At 69.8% G+C, this 24,496-nt stretch carries 27 protein-coding genes and 1 other RNA gene; 18 read left to right on the top strand and 10 right to left on the bottom strand.

The features are described from left to right. Positions 1 to 118: 118 nt before the first annotated feature. The 3 genes from AC07OA_RS03855 to AC07OA_RS03845 form a co-directional block, all read right to left on the bottom strand. Positions 119 to 664 carry a TadE/TadG family type IV pilus assembly protein gene (locus tag AC07OA_RS03855; RefSeq protein ID WP_494662436.1) on the bottom strand — a complete coding sequence of 182 codons (546 nt, stop codon included), beginning with the start codon at positions 662 to 664 and terminating at the stop codon, positions 119 to 121. Next, positions 661 to 1,233: a TadE/TadG family type IV pilus assembly protein gene (locus AC07OA_RS03850; protein WP_494662435.1), complete on the bottom strand. Its 573-nt coding sequence runs from the start codon at positions 1,231 to 1,233 to the stop codon at positions 661 to 663. The genes AC07OA_RS03855 and AC07OA_RS03850 overlap by 4 nt, the downstream gene beginning before the upstream one ends. A gap of 119 nt (positions 1,234 to 1,352) precedes the next feature. Further along, positions 1,353 to 1,772 carry a pilus assembly protein N-terminal domain-containing protein gene (locus AC07OA_RS03845; protein ID WP_494662434.1) on the bottom strand — a complete coding sequence of 140 codons (420 nt, stop codon included), beginning with the start codon at positions 1,770 to 1,772 and terminating at the stop codon, positions 1,353 to 1,355. 311 nt (positions 1,773 to 2,083) lie between these two features. Between AC07OA_RS03845 and AC07OA_RS03840 the strand changes: the two genes are divergently transcribed. The 12 genes from AC07OA_RS03840 (at position 2,084) to AC07OA_RS03785 (ending at position 14,554) form a co-directional block, all read left to right on the top strand. Continuing rightward, entirely contained in the window at positions 2,084 to 2,266 is a 183-nt protein-coding gene (locus AC07OA_RS03840; protein WP_494662433.1) for a Flp family type IVb pilin, read from the top strand. Positions 2,267 to 2,422: 156 nt separating this feature from the next. Further along, positions 2,423 to 2,935 carry an A24 family peptidase gene (locus AC07OA_RS03835; protein ID WP_494662432.1) on the top strand — a complete coding sequence of 171 codons (513 nt, stop codon included), beginning with the start codon at positions 2,423 to 2,425 and terminating at the stop codon, positions 2,933 to 2,935. A gap of 190 nt (positions 2,936 to 3,125) precedes the next feature. Beyond that, complete coding sequence (cpaB, locus tag AC07OA_RS03830) at positions 3,126 to 4,019, top strand: Flp pilus assembly protein CpaB (RefSeq protein WP_494662431.1); 894 nt, start codon at positions 3,126 to 3,128, stop codon at positions 4,017 to 4,019. Continuing rightward, positions 4,016 to 5,653 (top strand): type II and III secretion system protein family protein, encoded by a 1,638-nt coding sequence (locus AC07OA_RS03825; RefSeq protein WP_494662430.1) that lies wholly within the window; start codon positions 4,016 to 4,018, stop codon positions 5,651 to 5,653. Before cpaB ends, AC07OA_RS03825 begins: the two co-directional genes overlap by 4 nt. Positions 5,654 to 5,663: 10 nt before the next feature. Next, positions 5,664 to 6,356 carry a CpaD family pilus assembly protein gene (locus AC07OA_RS03820; RefSeq protein WP_494662429.1) on the top strand — a complete coding sequence of 231 codons (693 nt, stop codon included), beginning with the start codon at positions 5,664 to 5,666 and terminating at the stop codon, positions 6,354 to 6,356. Continuing rightward, on the top strand, positions 6,356 to 7,924 hold the full coding sequence (locus tag AC07OA_RS03815; RefSeq protein WP_494662428.1) for a CpaE/TadZ family protein: 1,569 nt from the start codon (positions 6,356 to 6,358) through the stop codon (positions 7,922 to 7,924). Before AC07OA_RS03820 ends, AC07OA_RS03815 begins: the two co-directional genes overlap by 1 nt. A 3-nt stretch (positions 7,925 to 7,927) precedes the next feature. Beyond that, entirely contained in the window at positions 7,928 to 9,445 is a 1,518-nt protein-coding gene (locus AC07OA_RS03810; protein ID WP_494662427.1) for a TadA family conjugal transfer-associated ATPase, read from the top strand. A 3-nt stretch (positions 9,446 to 9,448) separates the two neighbouring features. Continuing rightward, entirely contained in the window at positions 9,449 to 10,429 is a 981-nt protein-coding gene (locus tag AC07OA_RS03805) for a type II secretion system F family protein (protein WP_494662426.1), read from the top strand. Between the two features lie 12 nt (positions 10,430 to 10,441). Further along, entirely contained in the window at positions 10,442 to 11,428 is a 987-nt protein-coding gene (locus AC07OA_RS03800; protein ID WP_494662425.1) for a type II secretion system F family protein, read from the top strand. Positions 11,429 to 11,627: 199 nt separating this feature from the next. After that, positions 11,628 to 11,849 (top strand): hypothetical protein, encoded by a 222-nt coding sequence (locus AC07OA_RS03795; RefSeq protein ID WP_494662424.1) that lies wholly within the window; start codon positions 11,628 to 11,630, stop codon positions 11,847 to 11,849. A gap of 175 nt (positions 11,850 to 12,024) precedes the next feature. Beyond that, positions 12,025 to 14,046 carry a TOMM precursor leader peptide-binding protein gene (locus tag AC07OA_RS03790; protein ID WP_494662423.1) on the top strand — a complete coding sequence of 674 codons (2,022 nt, stop codon included), beginning with the start codon at positions 12,025 to 12,027 and terminating at the stop codon, positions 14,044 to 14,046. A 94-nt stretch (positions 14,047 to 14,140) separates the two neighbouring features. Beyond that, positions 14,141 to 14,554 carry a GFA family protein gene (locus AC07OA_RS03785; protein ID WP_494662422.1) on the top strand — a complete coding sequence of 138 codons (414 nt, stop codon included), beginning with the start codon at positions 14,141 to 14,143 and terminating at the stop codon, positions 14,552 to 14,554. 9 nt (positions 14,555 to 14,563) lie between these two features. On the opposite strand, the gene AC07OA_RS03780 is transcribed toward AC07OA_RS03785, so the two are convergent. After that, positions 14,564 to 15,382 carry a tetratricopeptide repeat protein gene (locus tag AC07OA_RS03780; protein ID WP_494662421.1) on the bottom strand — a complete coding sequence of 273 codons (819 nt, stop codon included), beginning with the start codon at positions 15,380 to 15,382 and terminating at the stop codon, positions 14,564 to 14,566. Between the two features lie 87 nt (positions 15,383 to 15,469). Here AC07OA_RS03780 and AC07OA_RS03775 point away from each other — a divergent pair, with 87 nt between their 5' ends. After that, complete coding sequence (locus tag AC07OA_RS03775) at positions 15,470 to 16,891, top strand: leucyl aminopeptidase family protein (protein ID WP_494662420.1); 1,422 nt, start codon at positions 15,470 to 15,472, stop codon at positions 16,889 to 16,891. After that, a complete protein-coding gene (locus tag AC07OA_RS03770) occupies positions 16,888 to 17,718 on the top strand; it encodes a C40 family peptidase (RefSeq protein WP_494662419.1) in 831 nt (276 codons plus the stop codon). Before AC07OA_RS03775 ends, AC07OA_RS03770 begins: the two co-directional genes overlap by 4 nt. Before the next feature lie 158 nt (positions 17,719 to 17,876). Here AC07OA_RS03770 and AC07OA_RS03765 read toward each other — a convergent pair whose 3' ends face one another. Next, the gene (locus AC07OA_RS03765) at positions 17,877 to 18,407 is read right to left on the bottom strand and encodes a thioredoxin family protein (RefSeq protein ID WP_494662418.1); all 531 of its coding nucleotides are present in this window, start codon (positions 18,405 to 18,407) and stop codon (positions 17,877 to 17,879) included. Positions 18,408 to 18,575: 168 nt separating this feature from the next. Next, positions 18,576 to 19,271 (bottom strand): c-type cytochrome, encoded by a 696-nt coding sequence (locus AC07OA_RS03760; RefSeq protein WP_494662417.1) that lies wholly within the window; start codon positions 19,269 to 19,271, stop codon positions 18,576 to 18,578. Positions 19,272 to 19,429: 158 nt separating this feature from the next. On the opposite strand from AC07OA_RS03760, the gene AC07OA_RS03755 reads away from it, so the two are divergent. Then, positions 19,430 to 20,185 (top strand): 3-deoxy-manno-octulosonate cytidylyltransferase, encoded by a 756-nt coding sequence (locus AC07OA_RS03755; protein WP_494662416.1) that lies wholly within the window; start codon positions 19,430 to 19,432, stop codon positions 20,183 to 20,185. Continuing rightward, a complete protein-coding gene (locus tag AC07OA_RS03750; RefSeq protein ID WP_494662415.1) occupies positions 20,182 to 21,030 on the top strand; it encodes a prephenate dehydratase in 849 nt (282 codons plus the stop codon). The genes AC07OA_RS03755 and AC07OA_RS03750 overlap by 4 nt, the downstream gene beginning before the upstream one ends. A gap of 24 nt (positions 21,031 to 21,054) precedes the next feature. Here the strand turns inward: AC07OA_RS03750 and AC07OA_RS03745 are convergent, their stop codons facing one another. The 3 genes from AC07OA_RS03745 to AC07OA_RS03735 all read right to left on the bottom strand — a co-directional run bounded on the left by AC07OA_RS03745 (position 21,055) and on the right by AC07OA_RS03735 (position 22,638). Then, complete coding sequence (locus tag AC07OA_RS03745; RefSeq protein WP_494662414.1) at positions 21,055 to 21,336, bottom strand: BrnA antitoxin family protein; 282 nt, start codon at positions 21,334 to 21,336, stop codon at positions 21,055 to 21,057. Continuing rightward, positions 21,290 to 21,568 carry a BrnT family toxin gene (locus tag AC07OA_RS03740; protein ID WP_494662413.1) on the bottom strand — a complete coding sequence of 93 codons (279 nt, stop codon included), beginning with the start codon at positions 21,566 to 21,568 and terminating at the stop codon, positions 21,290 to 21,292. Before AC07OA_RS03740 ends, AC07OA_RS03745 begins: the two co-directional genes overlap by 47 nt. Positions 21,569 to 21,768: 200 nt before the next feature. Continuing rightward, complete coding sequence (locus tag AC07OA_RS03735) at positions 21,769 to 22,638, bottom strand: aldo/keto reductase (protein WP_494662412.1); 870 nt, start codon at positions 22,636 to 22,638, stop codon at positions 21,769 to 21,771. Between the two features lie 198 nt (positions 22,639 to 22,836). Here AC07OA_RS03735 and AC07OA_RS03730 point away from each other — a divergent pair, with 198 nt between their 5' ends. Further along, the gene (locus AC07OA_RS03730; RefSeq protein WP_494662411.1) at positions 22,837 to 23,256 is read left to right on the top strand and encodes an MAPEG family protein; all 420 of its coding nucleotides are present in this window, start codon (positions 22,837 to 22,839) and stop codon (positions 23,254 to 23,256) included. Between the two features lie 43 nt (positions 23,257 to 23,299). Here AC07OA_RS03730 and nudC read toward each other — a convergent pair whose 3' ends face one another. Beyond that, positions 23,300 to 24,256: an NAD(+) diphosphatase gene (nudC, locus tag AC07OA_RS03725; RefSeq protein ID WP_494662410.1), complete on the bottom strand. Its 957-nt coding sequence runs from the start codon at positions 24,254 to 24,256 to the stop codon at positions 23,300 to 23,302. Between the two features lie 88 nt (positions 24,257 to 24,344). Between nudC and ffs the strand changes: the two genes are divergently transcribed. Next, an RNA gene (ffs, locus tag AC07OA_RS03720) (signal recognition particle sRNA small type) lies at positions 24,345 to 24,442 on the top strand. The last annotated feature ends 54 nt before the right edge of the window (positions 24,443 to 24,496 follow it).

Genomic DNA, 24,496 nt, shown 5'->3' with positions numbered 1-24,496 from the left:
AATCCTCCCCCTCAGGGGGAGGTGGCCCAGAGGGCCGGAGGGGGTTTGCGGCCTTTGCCGCGAAGACCCCCTCAGTCGCTCCGCGACAGCTCCCCCAAGGGGGGAGCATTTTCGCGCCCTAGCTGGCCACTCGCGAAACCTTGTCCGACAGGCGCGGCCGCAAATAGAAGGTGCGGCGGAAGGTGAACATGCCGGTGGAGATGATCTTGATCGGCGGCGTGTAGTCGTAGCTCGCCTTGCTCATGATCACGCTGCTGCTGTTGGGCAGCACGCTGGTGGGGATGTCGACCACCGTGCCCTTGGTCGGGCAGTTGGCGGGCGAGTTGCTGGCCTCGGACCAGTCCACCGTGTCGGTGCCCGAGCTGTTGGACGAGATGCTGACGATGCACATCCGCAGGCTGGACGACGGGAACGGGGCCATCAGCACCTGGCCCACCTGGAAGATGTCGGTGCGGCGCGCGTCGGTCAGCTGGGTGTCGCGGGCCACGATGTCGCCGATGGACGAGGCGATGTGGCTGAGGCGCCGCTGGGCGATCATCGTCTCGGTCAGCTCGGACATGCCGCAGTAGAACAGCACCAGCACCGGGGCGAGGAAGGCGAACTCCACGGCCGAGACGCCGCGGCGGTCGCGCCAGAACTGTGAGAGAGGGCGGCGGCGGATCATGGGCAGGTCACCGTCTGGGCCGGCGTGTCGGAATAGGGCTCGTTGGCGAACACGGCCGAGAAGTTGACCTGGCGCTTGCCGGGCGTGCCGCCCGCGGCCTGTTGCAGCAGCGGCGTGATCAGCGGCCACTTGTAGTAGCCGCGCACCAGCACGATCGAGCTGGGGCCGCCCGGATCCCAGCAGGTGGCGTTGGCCTTGGGCGCGGCCAGGGTGCTGCCGCTGGAGAAGCTGGGCAGGGTGCGCACGTCGACGATCAGCGACGAAGTGCAGGACGAGCCCAGCCACGACATCTGCTGGCAGACGGCGGTGCGGTAGGTCGAGGCGGTGGCGTTGGCCGTCTGCAGTTCGCCGGTGCGGATGCGGCGGTCGACGTTCATCATCGCGTTTTCCAGCGTCATCGACACCAGGAAGGCCAGGCCCAGCTCCAGGATGCCGAAGATCAGCACCAGGAAGGGGATGGCCACGAACGCGAACTCGACGGCCGTCGCGCCGTCCTGGGCGCGGGCGAAACGCCGCATCAGGCCGGCGCGGAGCCGGCGCGGGGCGTTCTGTCGGGATTGATCGGCCATGGCGGCGTCCGCGTCAGCGTCCTGAGAAACGTCAGGCCGCCTATCCTAGGGGCGACGTCCCTAATCACTGGTTTAGGCGCCGACGTTTTCCAGCGCGCGCATACGTGCGTGAGGGGCGGCTATTTCGTCGCGGCCGGAGGGGCGGCGCCTTCGGGGGCGGGCAGGGGCGAGCAGCCGACGCCGCAGGCATAGGCGGTCATCGCGCCGCCGCGCTGGACGACCACGCCGCCGGCGGGAACGTCGGAGACCATGATCAGGCGGTCGGCCAGGGCCTGGCCGCGGGCGTCGAAGGCCATGACCGAGGTCGAGCCGGCCTTCTTGGCCAGGATCACCAGGGTGCGGTCGCCGACCAGGCTGATGTCGGCCACGTTGGGATCGCCCACCACCAGGTCGCGCACGGGCGCGCTCAGCGAGATGCGGGCGGCCTGACCGGCGCCGACGGCCAGCGGCGCGCCGCTCGACTGGGCCAGGGCGGCGGTCGCCGCGAGGCTCGAAAGGGCCGTCAGGGCGGCGGCGAGGGCGATGGGGAAGCGACGCATGAGGACTCTTTCCGAAGATCGTGCACCCGCAGAATGACTCGGAATGGTCAATAAAGGCCTAAAATAAAGTCTTCGGTAGTCTTTCCGACATTGCAGAAACCTTTGCCATACAAGGGGATTTTGCCCTTTCGAGTACGGCATAGTTAAGAGTTGATAATGGTAAATTCAAATAAACCAAAAATAAAATCGTCGAAACTATCCGCTGTTTACTGGCCATTAAGCGAGGTGGGCGAAATTGATCGTGTTTTCGGGGGTGAGCAAGTCGACACGGCTTGAGAGCCCAGATCCACTTACTGACCAGGAGATCCACCATGTCGAAGTTTGTCACCCGCTTCCTGAAGGACGAATCCGGCGCCACCGCCATCGAGTATGGCCTGATCGTCGCTCTGATCGCCGTCGTCATCGCCACCATCGTCACCACCCTGGGCGGCAGCCTGAAGGCTACCTTCACCAAGGTGAACACCACCGTGACGACCGCGAACGGCGCTTCCTAAGAAGCTCATTCGCTCGAAAAAAGAGGGCCTCGGCGGCAACGCCGGGGCCCTTTTTCTTTGCCCCGACCTCTTCCGCGTCCATTCAAGTCGCGGCGCGGAAACCATTGCTTCACGGGATCGGGCGCAGACTGCCGCCACTGAAAGAGCAAGGCCGCCATGCAGACCTTCCAATTCGCCCTGCTGCTCGTCTTCCCGGCGCTGGTCGTCGTGGCCGGGCTGAAGGACGCCACCAGCTTCACGATTCCCAACTGGATCTCGCTGGCCCTGATCGCGGCCTTCGTTCCCGTCGCCCTGATCAGCGGCGCCTCGCTGGGCGCCATCGGCCTGTGCCTGGCCACCGGCTTCATCGCCCTGCTGGCCGGCATGGGCATGTTCGCGGCCGGCTGGATCGGCGGCGGCGACGCCAAGCTGTTCGCGGCCGTCAGCCTGTGGCTGGGCTGGCCCGCGGCCCTCACCTTCATGGTCGTCACGGGTTTGGCCGGCGGCGCCTTGACGCTGGCCCTGCTCAGCCTGCGCTCGGGCTGGTTCGAGCCCGTCCTGGCCGGCAGCCCCGCCTGGGTGCGCAAGCTGGGGACCGACGGCGGCGACATTCCCTACGGCGTGGCCATCGCGGTCGGCGCCCTGGCGGCCTTCCCGCAAGGCGCCCTGGCCCTGGCGGTCGGCGCCTGATCGGCGCCTAGGAAGCGGGCCGCGTCAGCCTGTCGCGGCGAGAAACGCCCCCGAGGCCCCCCACCTTTAGTCGCTGTTAACCATGGCCGCGCGAGCATGAGGACGTGGCCAGAAAGGCTTTCCGACGATTCGTGCGCGAACGCCTGAAGGCGCTTGCCCCGACCAGTATTCCCGTCGCTAGGCCGTCCGCATGAACCCTCTTCGCGTCATGATCGTCCTGATCGCCGCCGTGTCGGCCATCGGCCTGGCCGTGGTCATGCAGAAGGCCATGGGCGGCAAGCCCGCGCCCGCGGCGGTCGTGCAGACCTCCGCGCCCGTCGGAAAGCCCATGACCCAGGTGCTGGTCGCCAAGCGCGACCTAGCCATCGGCGAGCGCCTGACCGCCGCCGACGTGGGCTGGCAGCCCTGGCCCTCCGACACCGTCAACGCCGCCTTCATCACCAACGGCGCGGCCGACCCGGTCCCGACCAAGCCCACCGAGAAGGCCGCCAAGGCCGTCGGCGACGTGGCCGACACCGTGATCGGCGGCGTCACCCCCGAAAAGGCCGTCGAGGGCGCGATCGTGCGCGACCCGATCCTGGCCGGCGAACCCATCACCCCCCGCAAGATCGTCCGCGGCGGCGAAGGCGGCTACCTGTCGGTGGTCCTCGGCCCCGGCAAGCGCGCCATCGCCGTGCCGATCACCGCCGAGACGGCGGCCGGCGGCTTCATCCTGCCCGGCGACCGCGTCGACGTGATCCAGACCCGCGACGCCGTCGCCGTCGGCGAGGGCGACGGCAACGGCGGCGGCAAGAAGACCGTCGCCGAGACCATCGTCCAGAACGTCCGCGTCCTGGCGCTGGACCAGAGCACGGCGGCCGAGAAGGACGCCAAGACCATCGTCGCCGCCACCGCCACCATCGAGGTGGGCCCGGCCGAGGCCGAGGCCCTGACCAAGGCCAAGGCGGCCGGAGCCGTCACCCTGACCCTGCGCGCCTACACCGACCTCGGCGGCCCCTCGGGCCTGGCCGTGGCCTCGCAAGATTCCGCCGTCGTCCGCATCAATCGTGGCGGGACGACCTCCAGCATCTCGGTTCGCCCATGATCCGCCGGCTCCTCTCCGCCTCGCTCGCGGCCGTCCTGGTGGCGGCGCCGTCGACCGCCGTCCTCGCCGACGGTCCGGTGGGCGGCACCCACACCTATCGCCCGCCCGCCCGCGTGGCCCCCCGCCTCGTCGACACCCCGACCATGGCCCCGCCCGCCGACCAGGTGCTGCGCGTCAGCCTCACCGATAGCGGCGCCCAGACCCTGAACCTGGCGCGCGGCAAGTCGGCGATCGTCGAGCTGCCGGTCGACGTGCGCGACATGCTGGTGACCAATCCGGCCGTGGCCGACGCCGTCCTGCGCGGCCCGCGCCGCATCTATGTGCTGGGCATGGGCGAGGGCGCGACCGACGCGGTGTTCTTCGACGCCGCCGGCCGCAAGATCCTGAGCCTGTCCATCCGCGTGAGCCAGGACTCCTCGGCCCTGGAAGACACCCTGCGCCGCGTGCTACCCGGCTCGAACATCCAGGTCCAGTCGGTCCGCGACAGCGTGATCCTGACGGGCCTGGTGGCCAATGCCGGCGAGTCCAACAGCGCGGCCCAGATCGCCGCCCGCTTCGTCGAGAAGCCGGAGAACGTGCTGAACATGATCAGCATCGCCGGCAAGGACCAGGTGATGCTGAAGGTCCGCATCGTCGAGGTCCAGCGCAACATCATCAAGCAGTTGGGCGTCGACTCCTCGGCCGTGCTCGGCCAGTTGGGCGAGACCCAGTACAAGTTCGGCCTGTCGCCGACCTTCGGCGTCAACGGCAAGCTCCTGGGCGGGGTCACCACCGGCTACAGCGCCGACACCACCAAGCAGCCCGTCCTGCAGGTGCCCTGTAACGCGGCCCTGCCCGACGGCGCCAAGTGTCTGGCCGTGGTGCGCGACAACAGCGTCTACAGCAACGGCGACACCGCCACCGTCACCGACACCGCCGGCAGCGCGGGCCTGAACTCGGCCAAGGGCATGATCCAGGCGTTCGAGCGTGTGGGCCTGGTGCGCACCCTGGCCGAACCGAACCTGACCGTGGTGTCGGGCGAGGCCGGCAAGTTCCTGGTGGGCGGCGAGTTCCCGGTCCCCACCGGCCAGGACACCACCGGCAAGGTGACCATCGAATTCAAGCCGTACGGCGTGGGCCTGGGCTACACCCCCGTGGTGCTGTCGGGCGGCCGCATCTCGCTGAAGCTGTCGACCGAGGTGTCGGAGCTGTCCAGCCTGGGCGCCTTCACCCTGACCAGCACTTCGGGCACCTCGACCACCTCGGCCCTGACCGTGCCAGGCCTGACCGTGCGCCGGGCCGAGACCACGGTGGAACTGCCCTCGGGCGGTTCGCTGATGATCGCGGGCCTGCTGCAGCAGCAGACCAAGCAGAACATCGACGCCCTGCCGGGCATGACCAGCCTGCCGATCCTGGGCGCCCTGTTCCGCTCGCGCGACTATCTGAACGGCGAGACCGAGCTGGTGGTGATCATCACCCCCTACATTGTCGACCCCACCAAGCCCCAGAACCTTCAGACCCCCGCCGACGGCCTGCAGACGGCCAGCGACATGGGCACGGTCCTGCTGGGACGGCTCAACAAGGTGGTCAAGGCGCCGGCCGGCGCGAACAGCGGACGCGGCTACCAGGGCCCCGTCGGCTATGTGATCGAGTGAGGCGGCTGACATGACGCGAACCCAACTCTCCAAGCTCGCCGCCGCCGGCCTCGTCCTGTCGCTGCTGGGCGCCTGCGCCACGCCGTCGGACCCGGGCAAGACGGCCCTGGCCCCGACCACCGACACCGAACAGTGGATGAAGCGCGTCCAGATCGACGCCCAGCCCGACGAGGTGGCGCTGGTCCCGCACGCCGAGGGCCTCTCGCCGGCCCAGGCCGACGCGGTGGACGCCCTGCTGGACCGCTGGCGGGCCGCCGAAGGTCGCGTGATCACGGTCAGCGCCCCCACGGGCGGTCCCGACGCCTCGATCGCCGGCGGCATGGCCGTGGCCGTGCGCCAGCGCCTGCTGGCCCTGGGCGCTCCGGCGACCCAGGTCCGCATCGTCGGCTATCAGGCCGGCGCGCCGGGCGCCCCGCTGAAGGTCGGCTTCACGCGCTTCAAGGCCACCCCGCCCCAGTGCGGCGCGTGGGAGAACCTGGCCGCGACCCGCAACAACGAAGCCTATGACAACTTCGGCTGCGCGGTGACCGCCAACATGGTGGCCCAGGTGGCCAATCCCGAGGACCTGCTGGGTCCGCGCGACACCACCCCGGCCGACGCCGGCCGTCGCGACACGGTCATCGGCAAGTACCGCAGCGGCACCTCCTCGGCCTCGGCCCGGGAAGAGCAGGCCACGGGCGCTGTTTCCAAGGCGGTCAACTGATGACCACGCGTAACGATCACGATCCCTTCGACCTGGGCTTCGAGGCCGACGACGATTTCGCCGCCCCGGGCGCCGATCCCTGGCGCGCGGCCCCCGCCGCGCGGTCCAACGCCGAGGACCCGTTCGCCGACTTCCCGCCGGCCCGGCCCAGCGACAGCGTCTCCGCGCCGTTCGCCGACCTGCCGCCGCCCGCGCCGCCCTATACGCCTCAGGCCCAGGCCCAGGCCCAGGCCCAGGCACCCGCCGCCCCGGCCCGGTCCGCGGACGTGCCCGTCGAGGCCGCCGCGCCTCCGGCCGCGCCCGCCGCCCATCCGGTGGGCAGCAGCTACGCCATGGTCCAGGAAGTGGTGGCCGCCGCCGAGTCCGACATGGGCGAGGCGGCCGTGCCGCGCATCACCATCCATGCCTTCTGCGCGCGGTCGGAAACCATCGCCCTGGTCGAGGCCGCCTCGGCCGACCGGCGCATGGCCCGCGCCTCGACCACGGCCCGCCCCGGCGGCCTGGCCGCCGCCGTCGACTACTATCAGAACCAGTCGACCCCCTCGCTGGTGCTGGTCGAGAGCCTGGACCCGGCGCCGGTGATGCTGGCCCTGCTGGACGGCCTGGCCCAGGTCTGCGACCCGGGCACCAAGGTCGTGGTCATCGGCCAGACCAACGACATCGCCCTCTATCGCGAGCTGATGCGTCGCGGCGTGAGCGAATACATCACCCAGCCGCAGGGCCCGCTGCAGATTATCCGCGCGGTCTCCAGCCTCTATGCCGACCCGTCCGCGCCGTTCGTCGGCCGGCAGATCGCCTTCGTCGGCGCCAAGGGCGGCGTCGGGGCCTCGACCCTGGCCCACAACTTCGCCTGGTCGATGGCCGAGCGCGTGCAGGCCGCGACCGTGATGGTGGACCTGGACCTGCCGTTCGGCACGGCGGGGCTCGACTTCAACCAGGACCCCCTGCAGGGGATCATGGACGCCCTGGGCCAGCCCGAGCGCCTGGACGCGGTGCTGATGGACCGCATGATGGTCCGCTGCGGCGACCGCCTGTCGCTGTTCGCCGCCCCCGGCACCCTGGACCAGGACTACGAGATTCCGGCCGACGCCTTCGAGGAAGTCACCCAGAAGATCCGCGGCGCCGCGCCCTTCGTGGTGCTGGACCTGCCGCACGTCTGGAACGCCTGGACCCGCCGGGTGCTGATCTCCAGCGACGACCTGGTGGTGGTGGCCACGCCGGACCTGGCGTCCCTGCGCAACGCCAAGAACATCGTCGACCTGGTTCGCCAGGCCCGGCCCAACGACGCCCCGCCGCGCCTGGTGCTGAACCAGGTGGGCGTGCCCGGCCGTCCCGAGATTCCGGTCAAGGACTTCGGCGAGGCCCTGGGCCTGACGCCTTCGCTGGTGCTGCCCTTCGATCCCAAGCCCTTCGGCCAGGCCGCCAACAACGGCCAGATGGTCGCCGAGGTGGCCCCCAAGTCGAAGGCGGCCGAGGGCATCGACCACCTGGCGCGGCTGATCAGCCGCCGCGAACCGCCGGCGGCCGCCAAGGCCTCGGTCCTCTCCAGTCTGTTCAAGAAGAAGTAGGGCATGTTCGGCAAGCGCGACCAGGCCGCCCCCGCCCGTCCGGAACAGGCGCCGCCGCCCGTCTCGAGCGGCGCGCCGGCCATCGCCACGCGCCCGCAGCGCGTCGAGCCCGCCGCCAACGAAGACCGTCCCGCCGCCGCCGCGCCCGCGCCCGCCAAGGCCTCCGCCGGCCCCAAGGCCACGGCGGGCCTGGACCAGTTGCGCGCCGCCCAGGGCGCGCCGCCCACCGCCAACGTGGTGCGCGAGCAGAGCGACTATTACCACGCCACCAAGACCACGATCTTCAACGCCCTGCTCAACACCATCGACCTTTCCCAGCTGGCCCAGCTGGACCTGAAGGCGGCGGCCGAGGAGATCCGCGACATCGTCGCCGAGCTGGTGGCGATCAAGAACGTCTCGATGTCCGTCTCCGAGCAGGAGCACCTGGTCCAGGACATCATCAACGACGTCCTCGGCTACGGCCCGCTGGAGCCGCTGCTGGCCCGCGACGACATCGCCGACATCATGGTCAACGGCGCGCACCGGGTGTTCATCGAAGTGGGCGGCAAGGTCCAGCTGACCAATGTCCGCTTCCGCGACAATCTGCAGCTGATGAACATCTGCCAGCGGATCGTCAGCCAGGTCGGCCGCCGGGTCGATGAATCGAGCCCCATCTGCGACGCCCGCCTGCCCGACGGCAGCCGCGTCAACGTCATCGCCCCGCCGCTGGCTCTGGACGGTCCCACCCTGACCATCCGGAAGTTCAAGAAGGACAAGCTGACGATGAAGAACCTGGTCGACTTCGCGTCGATCAGCCCGGAAGGGGCCCGCGTGCTGGGCGTCATCGGCGCCTGCCGCTGCAACATCGTCATCTCGGGCGGTACGGGTTCGGGCAAGACCACCCTGCTCAACACCATGACCGCCTTCATCGACCCCACCGAACGGGTCGTGACCTGCGAGGACGCCGCCGAACTGCAGCTGCAGCAGCCGCACGTGGTGCGCCTGGAAACCCGTCCGCCGAACCTGGAAGGCTCGGGCGCGGTCACCATGCGCGATCTCGTCAAGAACTGCCTGCGGATGCGTCCCGAACGCATCATCGTCGGCGAAGTCCGTGGCCCCGAGGCGTTCGACCTTCTCCAGGCCATGAACACCGGCCACGACGGCTCGATGGGCACGCTGCACGCCAACAGCCCGCGCGAGGCGATAAGCCGTATCGAGTCGATGATCACCATGGGCGGCTACGGCCTGCCCTCCAAGACCATCAAGGAGATGATCGTCGGCTCGGTCGACGTCATCGTCCAGGCCGCCCGCCTGCGCGACGGTTCGCGCCGCATCACCCACATCACCGAGGTGGTGGGCCTGGAAGGCGACGTGATCGTCACCCAGGACCTCTTCGTCTACGAGATCAACGGCGAGGACGCCGACGGCAAGGTGCTGGGCAAGCACCGTTCCACCGGCATCGGCCGCCCGCGCTTCTGGGATCGCGCCCGCTATTACGGCCTGGAGCGCGAGCTGGCCGAAGCGCTCGACGCGGCGGAGTAGGCGATGCTGTTCATCCTCGCCGGCGTCCTCGGCTTCATCACCATCGCGGGCCTGGGCTTCGTGTTCGCGGGCGGCGGCAGCAGCGCCTCGTCCAAGACCGTCAAGCGGGCCCAATTGATCGCCGGCGGCGACCGCCAGACCGTGGCCGCCCGCGCCAAGGCCGCGGCCAACACGCCCGACGCGCGCCGCAAGGCGATTCTGAAGACCCTCAAGGAACAGGACCAGCAGAAGAAGAAGGCCACCCTGACCATCGCCGCGCGGCTGCGGGCGGCGGGCCTGGGCGACAACGTCAAGATGTTCTGGATCATCAGCGGCGTGGTCGGTTTCGTGGTGGGCCTGATCCTGCTGCTGCTGCGCCAGATGCCGATCCTGGCCCTGGGCGCGGCCTTCGCCGCCGGCTTCGGCCTGCCCCGCTGGGTGGTGGGCATGATGGCCAAGGCCCGCACCAAGAAGTTCACCGAGGCCTTTTCCGACGCCATCGACATCATCGTGCGCGGCATCAAGTCGGGCCTGCCGGTCCACGACTGTCTGAAGATCATCGGCAAGGAATGCCCCGAGCCCCTGGCCGGCGAGTTCCGGGTGCTGGTCGAGAACACCGGCATGGGCATGTCGATGGAGCAGGCCCTGGAGCGCATGTACGAGCGCATGCCCACCAACGAGCTGCGCTTCTTCACCATCGTTCTCAGCATCCAGGCCAAGACCGGCGGCAACCTGGCCGAGGCCCTGGGCAACCTGTCCACCGTGCTGCGGGCCCGCAAGCTGATGGCCGAGAAGATCAAGGCCCTGTCGGCCGAAGCCGTGGCCTCGGCCTTCATCATCGGCTGTCTGCCGCCCGGCGTGGTGCTGCTGATCTCGGTGACGGCCCCGACCTACATGACCCCGATGTTCACCGACCAGCGCGGCCACCTGATGCTGATGGTCGCGGCCGTGATCATGGCCGTCGGCATCTTCGTGATGCGCAAGATGATCAACTTCAAGTTCTAGGGGGAGGCGACCGTGATCAAGCAGCTGACCGACCCGCAGAACCTGCTCAGCGCCTTCATCGCGCTGGTGGTCTTCGCCACCATCGTCACCCTGGTCATGCCGATGTTCAACGACCGGGGCCTGGAGGGCCGGTTGAAGTCGGTGGCCAACCGCCGCGAGGAGCTGCGCCGTCGCTCGCGCGAGGCCCTGGCCCAGAAGGGCGGCAGCAGCCTGCGCCACACCGACGAAGGCATGTACAAGAACGTCGTGGACCGCCTGCAGCTATCGAAGCTGCTGGAGGATCCCAAGGTGGTCGACAAGCTGGCCCAGGCCGGCTTCCGGGGGCCCAAGCCCGTCTCGACCTTCTACTTCTTCCGCTTCATCATGCCGTTCGCGTTCGCGGTGATCGCCGCGTTCTACCTGTTCGTGATCAACGGCTTCGGCCTGCTGCCCATGCAGAAGATGGCCGCCTGCGTCTTCGCCCTGGCCGCCGGCTACTACGCGCCCAACCTCTACATCTCCAACATCGCCCAGAAGCGCCGCGAGTCGATCGCCCAGGCCTTTCCGGACGCCCTGGACCTGATGCTGATCTGCGTCGAAAGCGGCATGTCGATCGAGGCGGCCATCGCCAAGGTCGGCGCCGAGGTGGGCTCGGCATCGATCGAGCTGGCCGAGGAGCTCTCTCTGCTGACGGCCGAGCTCTCCTACCTGCCCGAGCGGCGCATGGCCTACGAGGGCCTGGCCCGGCGGACCAACCACCCGGGCGTCCGCTCGGTGGTCACGGCCATGATCCAGGCCGAGCGCTACGGCACGCCCCTGGGCGCGGCCCTGCGGGTGATGGCCAAGGAAAACCGCGAGCTGCGCCTGTCGGCCGCCGAGAAGAAGGCCGCGGCCCTGCCGGCCAAGCTGACCGTGCCGATGATCATCTTCTTCCTGCCCTGTCTGTTCATCGTGATCATGGGGCCGGCGGCGATCAACATCATGGACGCCATCGCCCGCAGCAAGGGCACGGCGCACTAGGCCCCGTCGCCACGGCCGGCGTCCGACGCCATCCAAATTCCCAATCCGCCTCGCCCGGACGGCTCGCCGTCCGGCGCATGATCGCGTGGGTTTCATTCCCCTCTTGCGCAATCAAGAAAAGAGTCGCTAGGCTTATGCACGCTTAAGGCGCATCTCCCCAACACGAGGAACTACCATGGCTGGCGATCTGAAAGTCCGCGTGAGCTCGGTCCAACGCGACCTCGAACACCTGCTCAAGCTTCTGGGCGGCACCGCCGAGGAGCGGCTGCGGTTCTGGGAAATCCTCAAGGGCATCACCACCCCGGTGGTGAACAAGGTCGTCGACATCCAGCTGGAAGCTCTGGAAGCCCAGCTGAAGACCACCACGGCGGTGCTCGGCGCCCTGCACGTCAACGCCAAGGAACTGGGCCATCTGCGCTAGCGCGGATGGCGAAACCCCTTCCCATCGCGCCGAGTCCTCCCCCTTAGGCGCGGCGAGCCCTCCCGGCGGCGTCCTCCTGCTGTCGCCGGGATGGCTCGCGGTCCCTTGCCAGGGCGGACGCCTGGTCTGCGGCGGCGGCGCGGCCGCCCTGCTGGAAGGCGAGGACGCCGGCTGGGTGGTCGACAACCTGCTGCCCCTGCTGGACGGCGCGCGGGACCGGGCGGCGGTCTGCCGGGCCTTGCCCGACCTGTCGCCCCAGGCCGTGGAGGGGCTGCTGGACGATCTGATCGACCAGGGCGTCCTGCGGAGCCTGGCCGATCCCGGCGCCGCGGCCGAGCTGGTCGCCCGGCGTCGCGACCGGCTGGCCGCCGCCCATGTCGTGGTCGCCGGACCGCCGGACCTGGCCGCCGCCTGCGCCGAGATCCTGGCGGGTCTGGGCGTCGGGCGGGTCGGGACCGAGCCGGACGCGGAGGCCGACCTGGTCCTGGCCCTGGACCGTTCGGACACGGCCCTATTGGCCCGGATCGAGCCCTCCACACGCGCGGGCAAAGCCTGCCTGACGGCCCTGGTCGCCGAGCGCGAGGTCGTGCTGGGACCGTTCCGGGGCGCGCAGGGCGGCGCGTGCCTGGCCTGCGCGGGCCTGCGCCGTCGGGCCAACGACGGCTTTCCACGCGACGTGGACGCGGCCGGCGAGCCGGCGGCCGTGCGCGATCGCCTGGCGGCGACGCTGCTGGCCATCGAGGCGTGCGAGATCCTGGCGGCGAGGGCCGACGGGACGACGCCCCGCCTGACCGGCCACGTCCTGATCCTGGAGGGCGCGCCGGCGCGCACGGCGTTGCACCGGGTGTTGCCGGTCCCCGCCTGCGCCCTGTGCGGCGGGCCGCCGGCCTATCGTCCCGGTCCCCTGGCGGAGGACGCCGCGCCGACGGCGTCGGGCGATCCCATGGCGGCTTTCGCGCCGCTGGTCGACGCCCGCGCCGGGGTGATCCATCACGTCTTCGTCGAGCCGGCCGCCCGGCTGGAGCTGGCCTCGCCCGTGGTGGTCACCGCCGTGACCGCCGCCGCGCCCGACGGCGCCGATCCGCCCGCGCCCATGCCCGCCGGCTGGGGCAAGGGGCCGACCGTGCTCGACGCGGCCCTGGGCGCCCTGGGCGAGGCGGTCGAGCGCTACAGCGCCTCCATGCCCGACTACGGCCGGGTGGTCTGGGCGCGGCCGGACCAGTTGCCGTCCGACGCCACCCTGGACCCTCGCGCCTTTCCATTGTTCGGACCGGACCAGTACGCTCGGCCCGGGTTCCCGTTCGCGCCCTTCGATCCTCAGGCGCCGCACCCCTGGGTGGCGGGCGAATGGGCCGCCGGGGGCGGGCGGGTCTGGGTGCCCGCCGCCTTCAGCTACCTGACCTTCGTGCTGCACCGGCGGCAGAACTTCTGCTCGGGCAGTTCGAACGGCCTGGCGGCCTGGCCCGGCCGGACCGAGGCGGCCCTGAGGGCGATGCTGGAGCTGATCGAGCGGGACGCCTTCATGACCGCCTGGCTGACGCGCGAGCCCGTGCGCGGCGTGACGGTCGACGGGGCCTGGAGCGACGACCTGAAGGCCATCGTCGCGGGCGTCGAGGCCTTGGGCGGGGTGGTCGAGACCGTGCTGCTGCCCTCGACCGGTGGGTGCGTCACGGCCGCCTGCCTGGCGTTCGGCGACGGCGTGGCCTGGCCGGGCGTGACCCTGGGCCTGGGGACCGACCCCGATCCCCGAACGGCCGTGCGCCAGGCGGTCTACGAGCTGGGCCAGACCGGCCCCTATCTGCGGCGGCTGATGCTCGACGGCGCCCCGATCCCGGACGGACCGGCGGCGGTGCGCGAGATGCTGGACCACGCCAAGTACTATTTCCCGGCCGCGCGGGCCAAGGCCTTCGACTTCCTGCGTCGTCCGTCCGAGCGGGTGTCGCTGGCCGACCTGCCGCCGGGGCCGGCGCGGACCCTGGCGGGCTGCGCCCAGGCCCTGGCGCAGGACGGGATCCGGGTGGCCCTGGTCGACGTCACAGCGCCCGACATCGCCCTGACGCCCCTGCGGGTGATGCGCGCGGTCAGCCCCGACCTCCAGCCGATCGTCTTCGGCCATGGGCTGGAGCGCCTGCCGGTGGCGCGATTGACCGGGCGACTGGCGCCGCTGACCGAAGCCGACGTCTCGCCGATCTGGTGAGCGATTCTGCTACGCATCCCCGCGCGACCGGCGGATAGTCGTGGCGGGCCGGCCAGGCCGCGAAAACCAGCGAAGACAGAGGAGGGCAATCGGTATGGCGAAAAAACACACGGCGCGATGCGCCTGCGGGGCGGTCAGGTTCGGCTTCGACACTGACCCCGACTTCATCGCCATGTGCCACTGCCTGGACTGCAAGAAGGCGTCGGGCGGCGAGGCGGCCGTGTTCTTCGGGATCCCCGCCGACGACTTCACCCTGGACAGCGGCGAGCTGACGGCGTTCGGCTATGTCGCCGATTCCGGCGGCCGCCTGGACCGCAATTTCTGCGTTGCCTGCGGGGCGCGGCTCTACACCAGCAATCTGGACACCTTCCCCGGCACGGTCTTCGTCCAGCTGGGCAGCCTGGACGATCCGACCGGCTTCGCGCCGAAACTGGAGATGTTCGTCAAGCGCCGCCTGCCCTGGGTCAAGCCGCTGGACCTGCCGCAGTTCGAGGGGATGCCGGGTTAGGGCGGCGCCCTAGCCCCCGGCCTTCACCGCGCTCCACGAGCGGGTCGAGCTGGGCTGGCCGGTGGCGGCGCGCAGCCAGGCCAGGTTGTTGTCGACCGACTCGGGCGGCAGGTCCTGGCGGGCCAGCTTCTCGGCCTCGTCGAGGCGGCCTTGCAGACCGACCACCAGGGCCAGGTTCTGGCGCACCTGGATGGTGGAGGTGGGCAGGGCGGCGGCCTTGCGCAGCAGGGTCTCGGCGCCCGGCAGGTCGCCGGTGGCGGCCATGTGCATGGCCAGATTCGTCAGCGGCACGGCCTCGGTCGGGGCCAGGGCCACGGCCTGGCGGTGGGCCGCCAGGGCCTCGTCGTCGCGCTTGGCCTGCTCGTAGGCCACGCCCAGCAGCGACAGGGGGCGCCAGTCGCGCGGCTGCAGGGCGGCGGCCTTGCGGCCCGGCTCGATGGCGTAGAAGCCCTGGCCGCGCGCGATGTTGGCCCGGGCCGATTCCATCAGGGCGTCGTAGCTGTCGGGGGCGACCACCAGGATGCGGCCGACGGCGTCGGCGGCCTCGTCATAGCGGCCCAGGGCCCGCAGAGCTTGCGACAGGCCGACGGCGGCCTCGACGTCGCGGCCGTCGCGGTCGGCCTCGGTCGACCAGAAGGCCATGCGGGTCAGGGGATCGGCGCGCTGGACCTCGGCCCGCTGGGCGGGGGTGGCCTTGCGCGGCGCGGCATCGGCCTGGGTCTGGGCGGTCTGAGCCGCCGGCGCGGGCTTGTCGCCGGCATGGGCCGACGCCGCCGCCAGCAGGGCAGGGGCGAGAACGGTTGCGAGGAGCGCGCGCATGCGACACATGAAGAGGATCTCCCGACGGTGTTCGCATCCTCGCGTGCGGCCCTCAAGGAATCGTTAAGCATAATTTTCACGCTTCAGAGCGCGCCCATGTCCGAACCGATCATCGCCGCCTCGTCCCGCTCCGCCGAGGATGGGACGCCGACGCCGATCCACTGCCTCTACGAGTCCGAACTGGCCGCCTTCCTCGAGGCGCGCCCCAGCTTCGTGAAGGGCTTCGTGGCCCTGCAGGACTTCAAGGCCAAGGCGGGCCAGGTGCTGGTTCTCCCGACGCCGCAAGGGGTTGTGGACCGCGTTCTGCTGGGGCTGGGCGAGAAGAGCAAGGTCGAGGCGATGCTGTTCCGCGCCCTGCCGGGCAAGCTGCCGGCCGGCGACTATCGCCTGTCGGCCACGCCCGACGGTCTGGACGCGACTCAGGTCGCCCTGGCCTTCGCGCTCGGCAGTTACAAATTCGACCGCTATCGGCCCAAGAAGGAAGACGGACCGCGACGACTGGTCGCGGACGAAAACGTCGACCTCGACGAGGTGCGCGCGGTGGCCCACGCCTGCGCCCTGGCCCGCGACATGGTCAACACCCCGGCCAACGACATGGGGCCGCTGCAGATCGAGACCATCGCCCGCGAGATCGCTGAACGGTACGGCGCGACCCTTGAGGTGACGACCGGCGACGACCTGTTGGACGCCAACTATCCGGCCGTTCACGCCGTGGGCCGCGCCGCCGTACCGGCCCGCGCGCCGCGGATGCTGGAGCTGAGCTGGGGCGATCCCTCGCACCCGCGTCTGGCCATCGTGGGCAAGGGCGTGGTGTTCGACACCGGCGGGCTCGACATCAAGCCGTCGGGCGGCATGCGGCTGATGAAGAAGGACATGGGGGGCGCCGCCCACGCCCTGGCCCTGGGCCGGATGGTGATGGCCGCCGGCCTGCCGGTGGCCCTGTCGGTGCTGGTCCCGGTGGTCGAGAACGCCATCGCCGGCGACGCCATGCGGCCCGGCGACATCCTGGCCACCCGGGCGGGGCTGACGGTGGAGGTGGGCAATACCGACGCCGAAGGCCGGCTGATCCTGGCCGACGCCCTGACCCGGGCGGCCGAGCTGGAGCCGGTGCTGACCATCGACATGGCCACCCTGACCGGCGCGGCGCGCGTGGCCCTGGGGCCGCAGCTGATCCCCTTCTACACCCCCGACGACGACCTGGCCCTGGAGATCGAGGAGGGCGCGCGCGAGGCGTCGGACCCGGTCTGGCGCATGCCGCTGTGGGACGGCTATCGCGAGGCGGTCGAGAGCGACATCGCCGACCTGAAGAACGATCCCGACGCCTGGGCCCAGGCCGGCTCGATGACGGCGGCGCTGTTCCTCCAGAAGTTCGCCCCGACCACCGGGTCTTGGGTCCATTTCGACATCTTCGCCTGGAACCCCAAGGCGCGGCCGGGCTTCGTCTCGGGCGGCGAGGCCCAGGTCATCCGGGGGCTCTACGGCATGCTGAAGGCCCGATTCGGCGGAGCGGCGGCATGAGCGATCCCCGCATCACTCTGGCTCGCCCCGACCTGGCCGATCTCGACCTGCAGGGCGTGGTCGCCGCCGAGCGCTATGACGCGCCGAAGCCGCGCCAGGTGGTGGTCCCCGCCGCCGCCCTGCGCAAGGCGCCCCATCCGCTGGCCGAGCAGTGGGACCAGCTCTTGTTCGGCGAGGTCTTCCGGGTGCTGGACGTCAAGGAAGGCTTCGCCTGGGGCCAGGCCGCGCGCGACGGCTATGTGGGCTATGTCGCCGAGGAGGACCTGGCCGCCCTGGGCGCGCCGGCCACCCACCAGGTGGCGGTGTCGCGCACCTACGCCTTCGCCGAGCCCAACATCAAGGCGCGGCCGGTGGGCCTCTATTCGCGCAACGCCCTGACCGCCGTCGAGGCGACCGAGGGCCGCTTCTCCAAGGGCGAGGGCACGGGCTGGTTCGTGACCGCCCATCTCGCGCCGGTGGGCGTGGCCCTGGCCGACTATGTGGCGGTGGCCGAGGGCTATCTGGGCGCGGCCTATCAGTGGGGCGGGCGCGAATCGCCGGGCCTGGACTGCTCGGGCCTGGTGCAGCAGGCCCTGGCCGCCTGCGGCAAGGCCGTCCCGCGCGACACCGACATGCAACTGGCCTTCTTCCCGCCCATCGAAGCGGGGGATCGCCGCCGGGGCGACCTGGTGTTCTGGAAGGGCCACGTGGCCGTCCTGCTGGACGCCGAGACCATCCTGCACGCCAACGCCCACCACATGGCCGTGGCGGTCGAGCCTCTGGCCGAGGCCGTGGCCCGCATCGAGGCGGCCGGCGGCGGGCCGGTGACGGGGTGGCGTAGGCCGTAGGAGCGCCCCCTCCGTCACGATGCTTCGCATCGCGCCACCTCCCCCGCTGCGCAGGGGAGGAGAGGATCGGCTTGGCTTCCTCCTCACCCGTGAAACGGGGGAGGTGGCGCGTCGCGTAGCGACGTGACGGAGGGGGCGTCCCTCCGTCGATCAGGTTCCTACTTCGTCGGCCACTGCGCCAGCCAGTCGACGATCGACTGCGGGGTCATGTGGCGGGCGTCGGTCAGGGCGAAGAAGGCGCCGTCGTTGACCAGCTTGCCCTTGCCGTCGACCACCAGGAAGCTGGGCACGCCCTTCAGCTTGTCGATGCCGTAGCGGGCCGGGATCTGCATGTTCTTGTCGTAGCGGCCGACGTTCACCGTCACGACCTCGTAGTGCTTGTCGACCCAGGCCTTGACGTCGGGCTGCTCGATCACGCCGGCGAAGACGCGACAGTCGCCGCACCAGTTGCCGCCGAAATCGATCAGGGTCAGCTTGTGGGCCTTCTTGGCGCGCTTCAGGGCGGCGGCGACGTCGGCCTCGGCGTCGGCCTTCTCGTCATAGGGATAGGGCGGGGTGGGCAGGTCGGCCAGGGACTTCAGCTTCACGGCCGGCGCCTTGACGGCGGCGAACGAGGCGGCGGGCGCGGCGATCAGCATCGCGGCGAGCGCGGTGGCGGCCAGGGGGCGGACGAGCAGGCGAGACGTCATGGTCGAACAGTCCGGTTAAGCGGTACGGTTCGATACCCTACTCACGAAATCGGAAAAGGCCGCAAGGCAGCTTTGCTGACGACGTGTCGAGGGCGCCTGGAAAGGCGGCAAAGAAAAAGGGCCGCGAAGCAAGCTTCGCGACCCTTTGATCCTTACAGGCGACCGGCCTCAGTGGGCGGGCGCGGCGGCCGGCGTCGGGGTGGCCGGCGTGCCCGGAGCGGCGGCGGCACCGCCCGAGGCGGCCGTGCCGGCGGCCGGAGCTTCGCCAGCGGCCGGAGCCGCGGCGCCTTCGGCGGGGGCCGGAGCCGCGCCGGCGGGCTTGGGAGCCGGAACCGGCAGCTTGGAGCCCAGGCTGTGCAGATAGGCGATCACCGCGATGCGGTCTTCCTGCTTCTTCAGGCCCACGAAGGTCATCTTGGTGCCCGAGATGTACTTGCCCGGAGCCTTCAGGAACTGGTCGATGTGGTCGTAGTCCCACACCGGGTTCTTGGCGCCGAAGTCGGTCATGGCCGACGAATAGGCGAAGCCGCCGTGCGAGCCGGGCTTGCGGCCCAGGACGTCCCACAGGTCGGGGCCGGTGCCGTTGGGGCCGCCTTGCTGGAAGCTGTGGCACGAGGCGCACTTGGCGGTGACCGCCTGGCCGGCCGCGATGTTGGCCGGAACCAGCAGGACGCTGCCCCAGTCGGGCGCGACCTCGGCGGCGGGACCGCCGGCGGTGGCTTCTTCGGCGACGGCGATCTCGTAGCCCGGCTTTTCCAGCTCGTGCTTGGCGAAAACGATGTCCGACGCTTCCCGCAGACCGAAAATGACCAGGCCGGTCAGCAGCACGCCGCCAGCGATCTTGTTGAACGTCAGGTCGCTCATCTAAAGCCTTACCAGCCTCTTGGGGGCCGTCTGGTCGACAGGCCCGAATCCGCGCCCGGAGGGTTACCCCGTGCGCTCCGTGTTGCGCTCGCGTCTCTTACACGCTACCGCCCGGGGCGCAACCGGGCAGCAACGGTTTTGACCCGCATCGGCCGATCATGAACCCAATCGTCGTCATTCCCGCCCGCATGGCGGCCACCCGCCTTCCCGACAAGCCGCTGGCCGATATCGGCGGTCTGCCGATGATCGTGCGGGTGCTGCGCCAGGCCCAGGCGGCGGGAATCGGCCCCGTGGCGGTGGCGGCGGGCGACATTTCCATCGTCCATGCGGTGACCAAGGCCGGCGGCACGGCGATTCTCACCGATCCGGGCCTGCCCTCGGGCTCGGACCGCATCCTGGCGGCCCTGGAGGTGCTGGACCCGCAGCGCCGCCACGACGTGGTGATCAATCTCCAGGGCGATATGCCGTTCGTGCAGCCTTCGGTGCTGAGCGCCTGCGCCGACCTGCTCTCCGCCCATCCCGAGTGCGATATCGCCACCGTGGTGGCCCCCGAGGCCTCGCCGGCCGACCGGTCCAATCCGGACGTGGTCAAGGCGGTGCTGGCCATGGAGCAGGACGGCTATTCGGGCCGCGCCCTCTATTTCACCCGCTCCACCCTTTATGGCGACGCCCCGATCTGGCGCCACATCGGCATCTACGGCTATCGCCGCGCGGCGCTTGAGGCCTTCAACGCCGCCCCGCCCTCGCCGCTGGAGAAGCGCGAGAAGCTGGAGCAGCTGCGGGCCATGGAGCTGGGGCTGCAGCTGCGCGCCGCCGTGGCCGGCGAGGCCCCGATCTCCGTCGACAATCCTTCAGACCTCGAAGCGGCGCGCGCCTATTCAAGCACCATGGGCGCGGCCGGGATCAAAGCATGAGCATCCTCAAGAAGATCGCCTTCCAGGGCGAGCCCGGCGCCAACAGCCACGAGGCCTGCCGCACCTATTTCCCCGACTACGAGGCCGTGCCCTGCGCCACCTTCGAGGAGGCGTTCGAGGCCATCAAGTCCGGCGCCTGCCAGCTGGGCATGATCCCCATCGAGAACTCGATCGCCGGCCGGGTGGCCGACGTCCACCACCTGCTGCCCGCCTCGGGCCTGAAGATCATCGGCGAGCGCTTCAAGCCGATCCGCTTCCAGCTGATGGCCAACAAGGGCGCGACGCTCGAGACGGTGAAGATCGCCTGCTCGATGCCCATCGCGCTCAGCCAGTGCCGCCATAGCCTCAAGAAGCTGGGCCTGGCCCACGAGAGCGCGGGCGACACGGCCGGCGCCGCCAAGGCCCTGGCGCTGAAGCCCGACCCCACCCGCGCCGCCGTCGCCCCGGCCCTGGCCGCCGAGATCTACGGCCTGGACATCCTGGCCCGCGACATCGAGGACGCCCGCAACAACACCACCCGCTTCCTGGTGATGACCGCCGAGGAGCGGCCCGAGGCGCCGCCGTTCACTCATCGCTGCGTGACCAGCTTCGTGTTCAAGGTCCGCAACCTGCCCGCCGCGCTCTACAAGGCCCTGGGCGGGTTCGCGACCAACGGCGTCAACATGACCAAGCTGGAAAGCTACATGGAGGGCGGCGCCTTCACGGCCACCTTCTTCTACGCCGAGGTCGACGGCCGCCCCGAAGACCGCCCCCTGGCCCTGGCCTTCGACGAACTGAAGTTCTTCTCGGAGAAGTTCGAAATCCTGGGCGTGTACCCGGCCGATCCGTTCCGGGACCGGGTGTAGGGCAGGCGGCTTGGCGACGTTCCGCTAGGCGCCCACCGCCTTTTTCAGGATTTCGTTGGCGCGGCTCTGCCAGCCTGGGCCGGTCGCTCGAAGCTTTTCAAGGACGCTCTGGTCAAGGCGGAGCGTCACCAGCTTCTTGGGCGCGTCGAGCCTTGGACGCCCGCGCCCCGCTAGCGTACCCGATGCGGGGCGAACCACCGTCTCGCCGTCCCGGATCTCGCCATGCGTGGCAAGTTCGCGGGTCAGTCGGGGCGCGTCGTCAGGATCGGTCCACTTCGGCGTAGTAGATTTCTCGTTCTTCGACATCGCACTTCCTCATCGAAATGATGCGGCGAGCCTCGGCGCGTTCAGTCCAGACCACGAAGACGATCGTCCTGCCGAGCCGGCCCACCGTCGCATATCGCACTTCGCCGTAGTCCTGTCGGTCATCCTCGAAGGTGATGGTCTTGCCTTCGAAGATTTGCGCGGCCTTGGCGAAATCCAGGCCGCGTTCACGTAGCGTCACCACCCGTTTTTCTTCGTCCCATTCGATGACCATCACCTTCCCCGGACGGCTGCACAAGGCGTGCGTCGTCCTATGCAATCAGGCAGAGAAGTTTCTTGTCAAGGTTGAGTCGACGGCCAAGGCTCGCGGAGGAAACGTGATAATCTGTAGTTACGAAAAATAAGCGATGCAAGACTTTTCGTAACTACAGATTATTCTGAAAGGCCAGCTCGAGCGGAGCGCGGCGTGTGCGGTCAGCCCGCCTTCGCCGCCTTGTCCAGCGCCGCGAAGTCCTCGTCCGACAGGGTGATCGCCGCCGCCGCGACGTTGTCCTCCAGGTGCTTGACCTTGCTGGTGCCGGGGATGGGCAGCATCACCGGGCTGCGCTTGAGCACCCAGGCCAGGGCCACCTTACTGGGCGTGGCGCCGGTCTTGTGGACGATGGCGTCCAGCACCCCGCCGGGCTTGGCCAGGTCGCCCGAGGCCAGCGGATACCAGGGGATGAAGCCGATGCCGTGGGCCTCGCAGTGGTCCAGCACCGCCTCGCTGGCGCGGTTGGTCAGGTTGTAGAGGTTCTGCACCGTGGCGACCTTGAAGTGCTTCTGGGCCGCCTGGATCTCCTCGACGCTGACCTGCGACAGGCCTGCGTGGCGGATCAGGCCTTCCTTCTGCATGTCGGCGATCACCCCGAACTGCTCGTCGCGCGGCACCTTGGCGTCGATGCGGTGCAGCTGCCACAGGTCGATCCGCTCGACCTTCAGTCGCCGCAGGCTCATCTGCACGCACTGGCGCAGATATTCCGGACGGCCGACCTGCTCCCAGACATTGGGGCCGGACCGGGTCAGGCCGCCCTTGGTGGCGATGACGCTCTTGGGATAGGGCGCCAGCGCCTCGGCGATCAGGTCCTCGCTGACGAAGGGGCCGTAGCTGTCGGCGGTGTCGATGAAGTCGACCTCCAGCTCGGGCAGGCGTTTCAGCACGGCGATGGCCTCGGCGTGGTCCTCCGGCTCGCCCCAGATGCCGGGGCCGGTGATGCGCATGGCGCCGAAGCCCAGGCGGTTGACGGTCAGATCGCCGCCGATCTTGAACTGGCCCGAAGCGGCGGCCGAAGGGGTGGTGGTCATGCGGGATCTCCGTTTGCCTGAAGCCTGGCGCAGATGGGAACGCGCGGCGGCGCCCGCGATCCCTCCGAGACTGGCCGACAAGAACGCGGGAGTATTGTGCAATCCGGTCGTCTTGGCCTGCCGTAGCGGCAGGCTTTGCGATAACGGTGTTCCCTGTCTAGCCTTCCCGAAACAAAGAGGTCTGGGGAGGGCCGAACGATGAACGATACGCTGGTCGCGCCGGTGATGGCGCTGGTGGCCTGGTCGCTGGTGATCTGGCTTTGGATGTATGTCCGCCGCATCCCGGCCATGACCAAGGCGGGGATCAAGCCGCAGGACGCGGCCCATCCCGGCAGCCTGAACGGCCTGCCGACGGGCGTGCGCGCCGCCGCCGACAACTACAACCACCTGATGGAGCAGCCGACCATCTTCTACGCCGCCGCCCTGGCCATCCAGGTGGCGGGCCACACGGACGGCTGGGCGCTGAAGCTGGCCTGGACCTATGTGGCGCTACGGGTGGTCCACAGCCTGGTGCAGGTGACCGTCAACGCCGTGGGTGTGCGGTTCCTGGTGTTCTCGCTGTCGACGATCACCCTGGCGGTGATGGTGGTGCGGGAGGTGGTGAGGTTGGTGGGGTAGATTGGATTGGGGACACACGCATGCGTGTGTCCCCAGCAACATCCTAGTCCTCTGACTCCGCCCAGGCCTTGATCAACTGGTGCGCGATCGCCAGGGGCGGGGGGGCGAAGAAGCCTTCCATCTCGCCGGTGATCAGAGCCTTGGCCTCGTCCTTGGTGAACCACTTGACCGCTTCCAGCTCGGTCTGGTCGGGGGCGGCGGCCTGGCTGTCGACATCGGCCATCAGGCCCATCATCAGCGACGAGGGCCACGGCCAGGGCTGGCTGGAGTGGTAGCGGACGGCCGTGGCGGTCAGGCCCGCCTCCTCCATCAGCTCGCGGGCGCAGGCCTCCTCGATGGTCTCGCCGGGCTCCACGAAGCCGGCCAGGGCCGAGTACATGCCGGGCGGCCAGCCGGCCTGGCGGCCCAGCAGGCACTTGCCGTCGTGCAGGGCCAGCATGATCGCCACCGGGTCGGTGCGGGGGAAGTGCTCGGCCTGGCAGGACGGGCATTCGCGCTTCCAGCCGCCGTCGATGACCTTGGTCTCCTGGCCGCAGTTGCTGCACCACTTGTGCTTGCGCCGCCATTCGAACATCGACTTGGCGGTGGCCAGGATGCCCGCGTCCGGCGGCGGCAGGGTGGGGGCGATCCCGCGCAGCTCCTCGAACCGGCCCAGGCCCTGCAGCGGCCCCTCGGCGGGATCGGCCCCGCCCTCCAGGTCGACGGCGAAGACGGCGATGTCCTTCCACAGCCCCAGGAACAGCAGCCGCTCGGGCGTGCCGGCCAGGTCCTTGGCCATGTCGGCGCGCAGATAGGCGATCTGGGCGCCGGTCACCTTGGGCTCGTCGCCTTCCGCGGCCGAGACGATGTCTTCGACCAGCGGCTTGCCGTTCCAGATGGCCACGGCCAGCGAATGGGGGTCGTCGGCCTTCTCGGCCAGCCACGACTCGTCGCCCCGGCGCTCGCTGGCGCGATCGAGCGGGTTGCCGGCGAAGGTGTTGGTGATGATCGAGAGAGGCATGGCGAATCTGTAGCATCCGCGACGAAGAGTCGTCACGGGGCCGCATATCGTGTCTTGCATCCGTCATGATGAGTCGCGATATAGGCCTCGGAGATCGGCGCGGACGGAAGCCTCGCCAACCTGGTCAGGGCCGAGAGGCAGCAGCCACAACGAGATCACCTCTGGGTCGCTGTCCGGTCTCCACCTTTCCCCACATTCTGACACCATTGGCCGCTGAAGCGCGGCGCGAGCCTTTTGCTG

The organism is Caulobacter sp. GW821-FHT09B08, from assembly GCF_059418225.1.
This window is presented reverse-complemented; position numbering and strand designations above follow the sequence as displayed.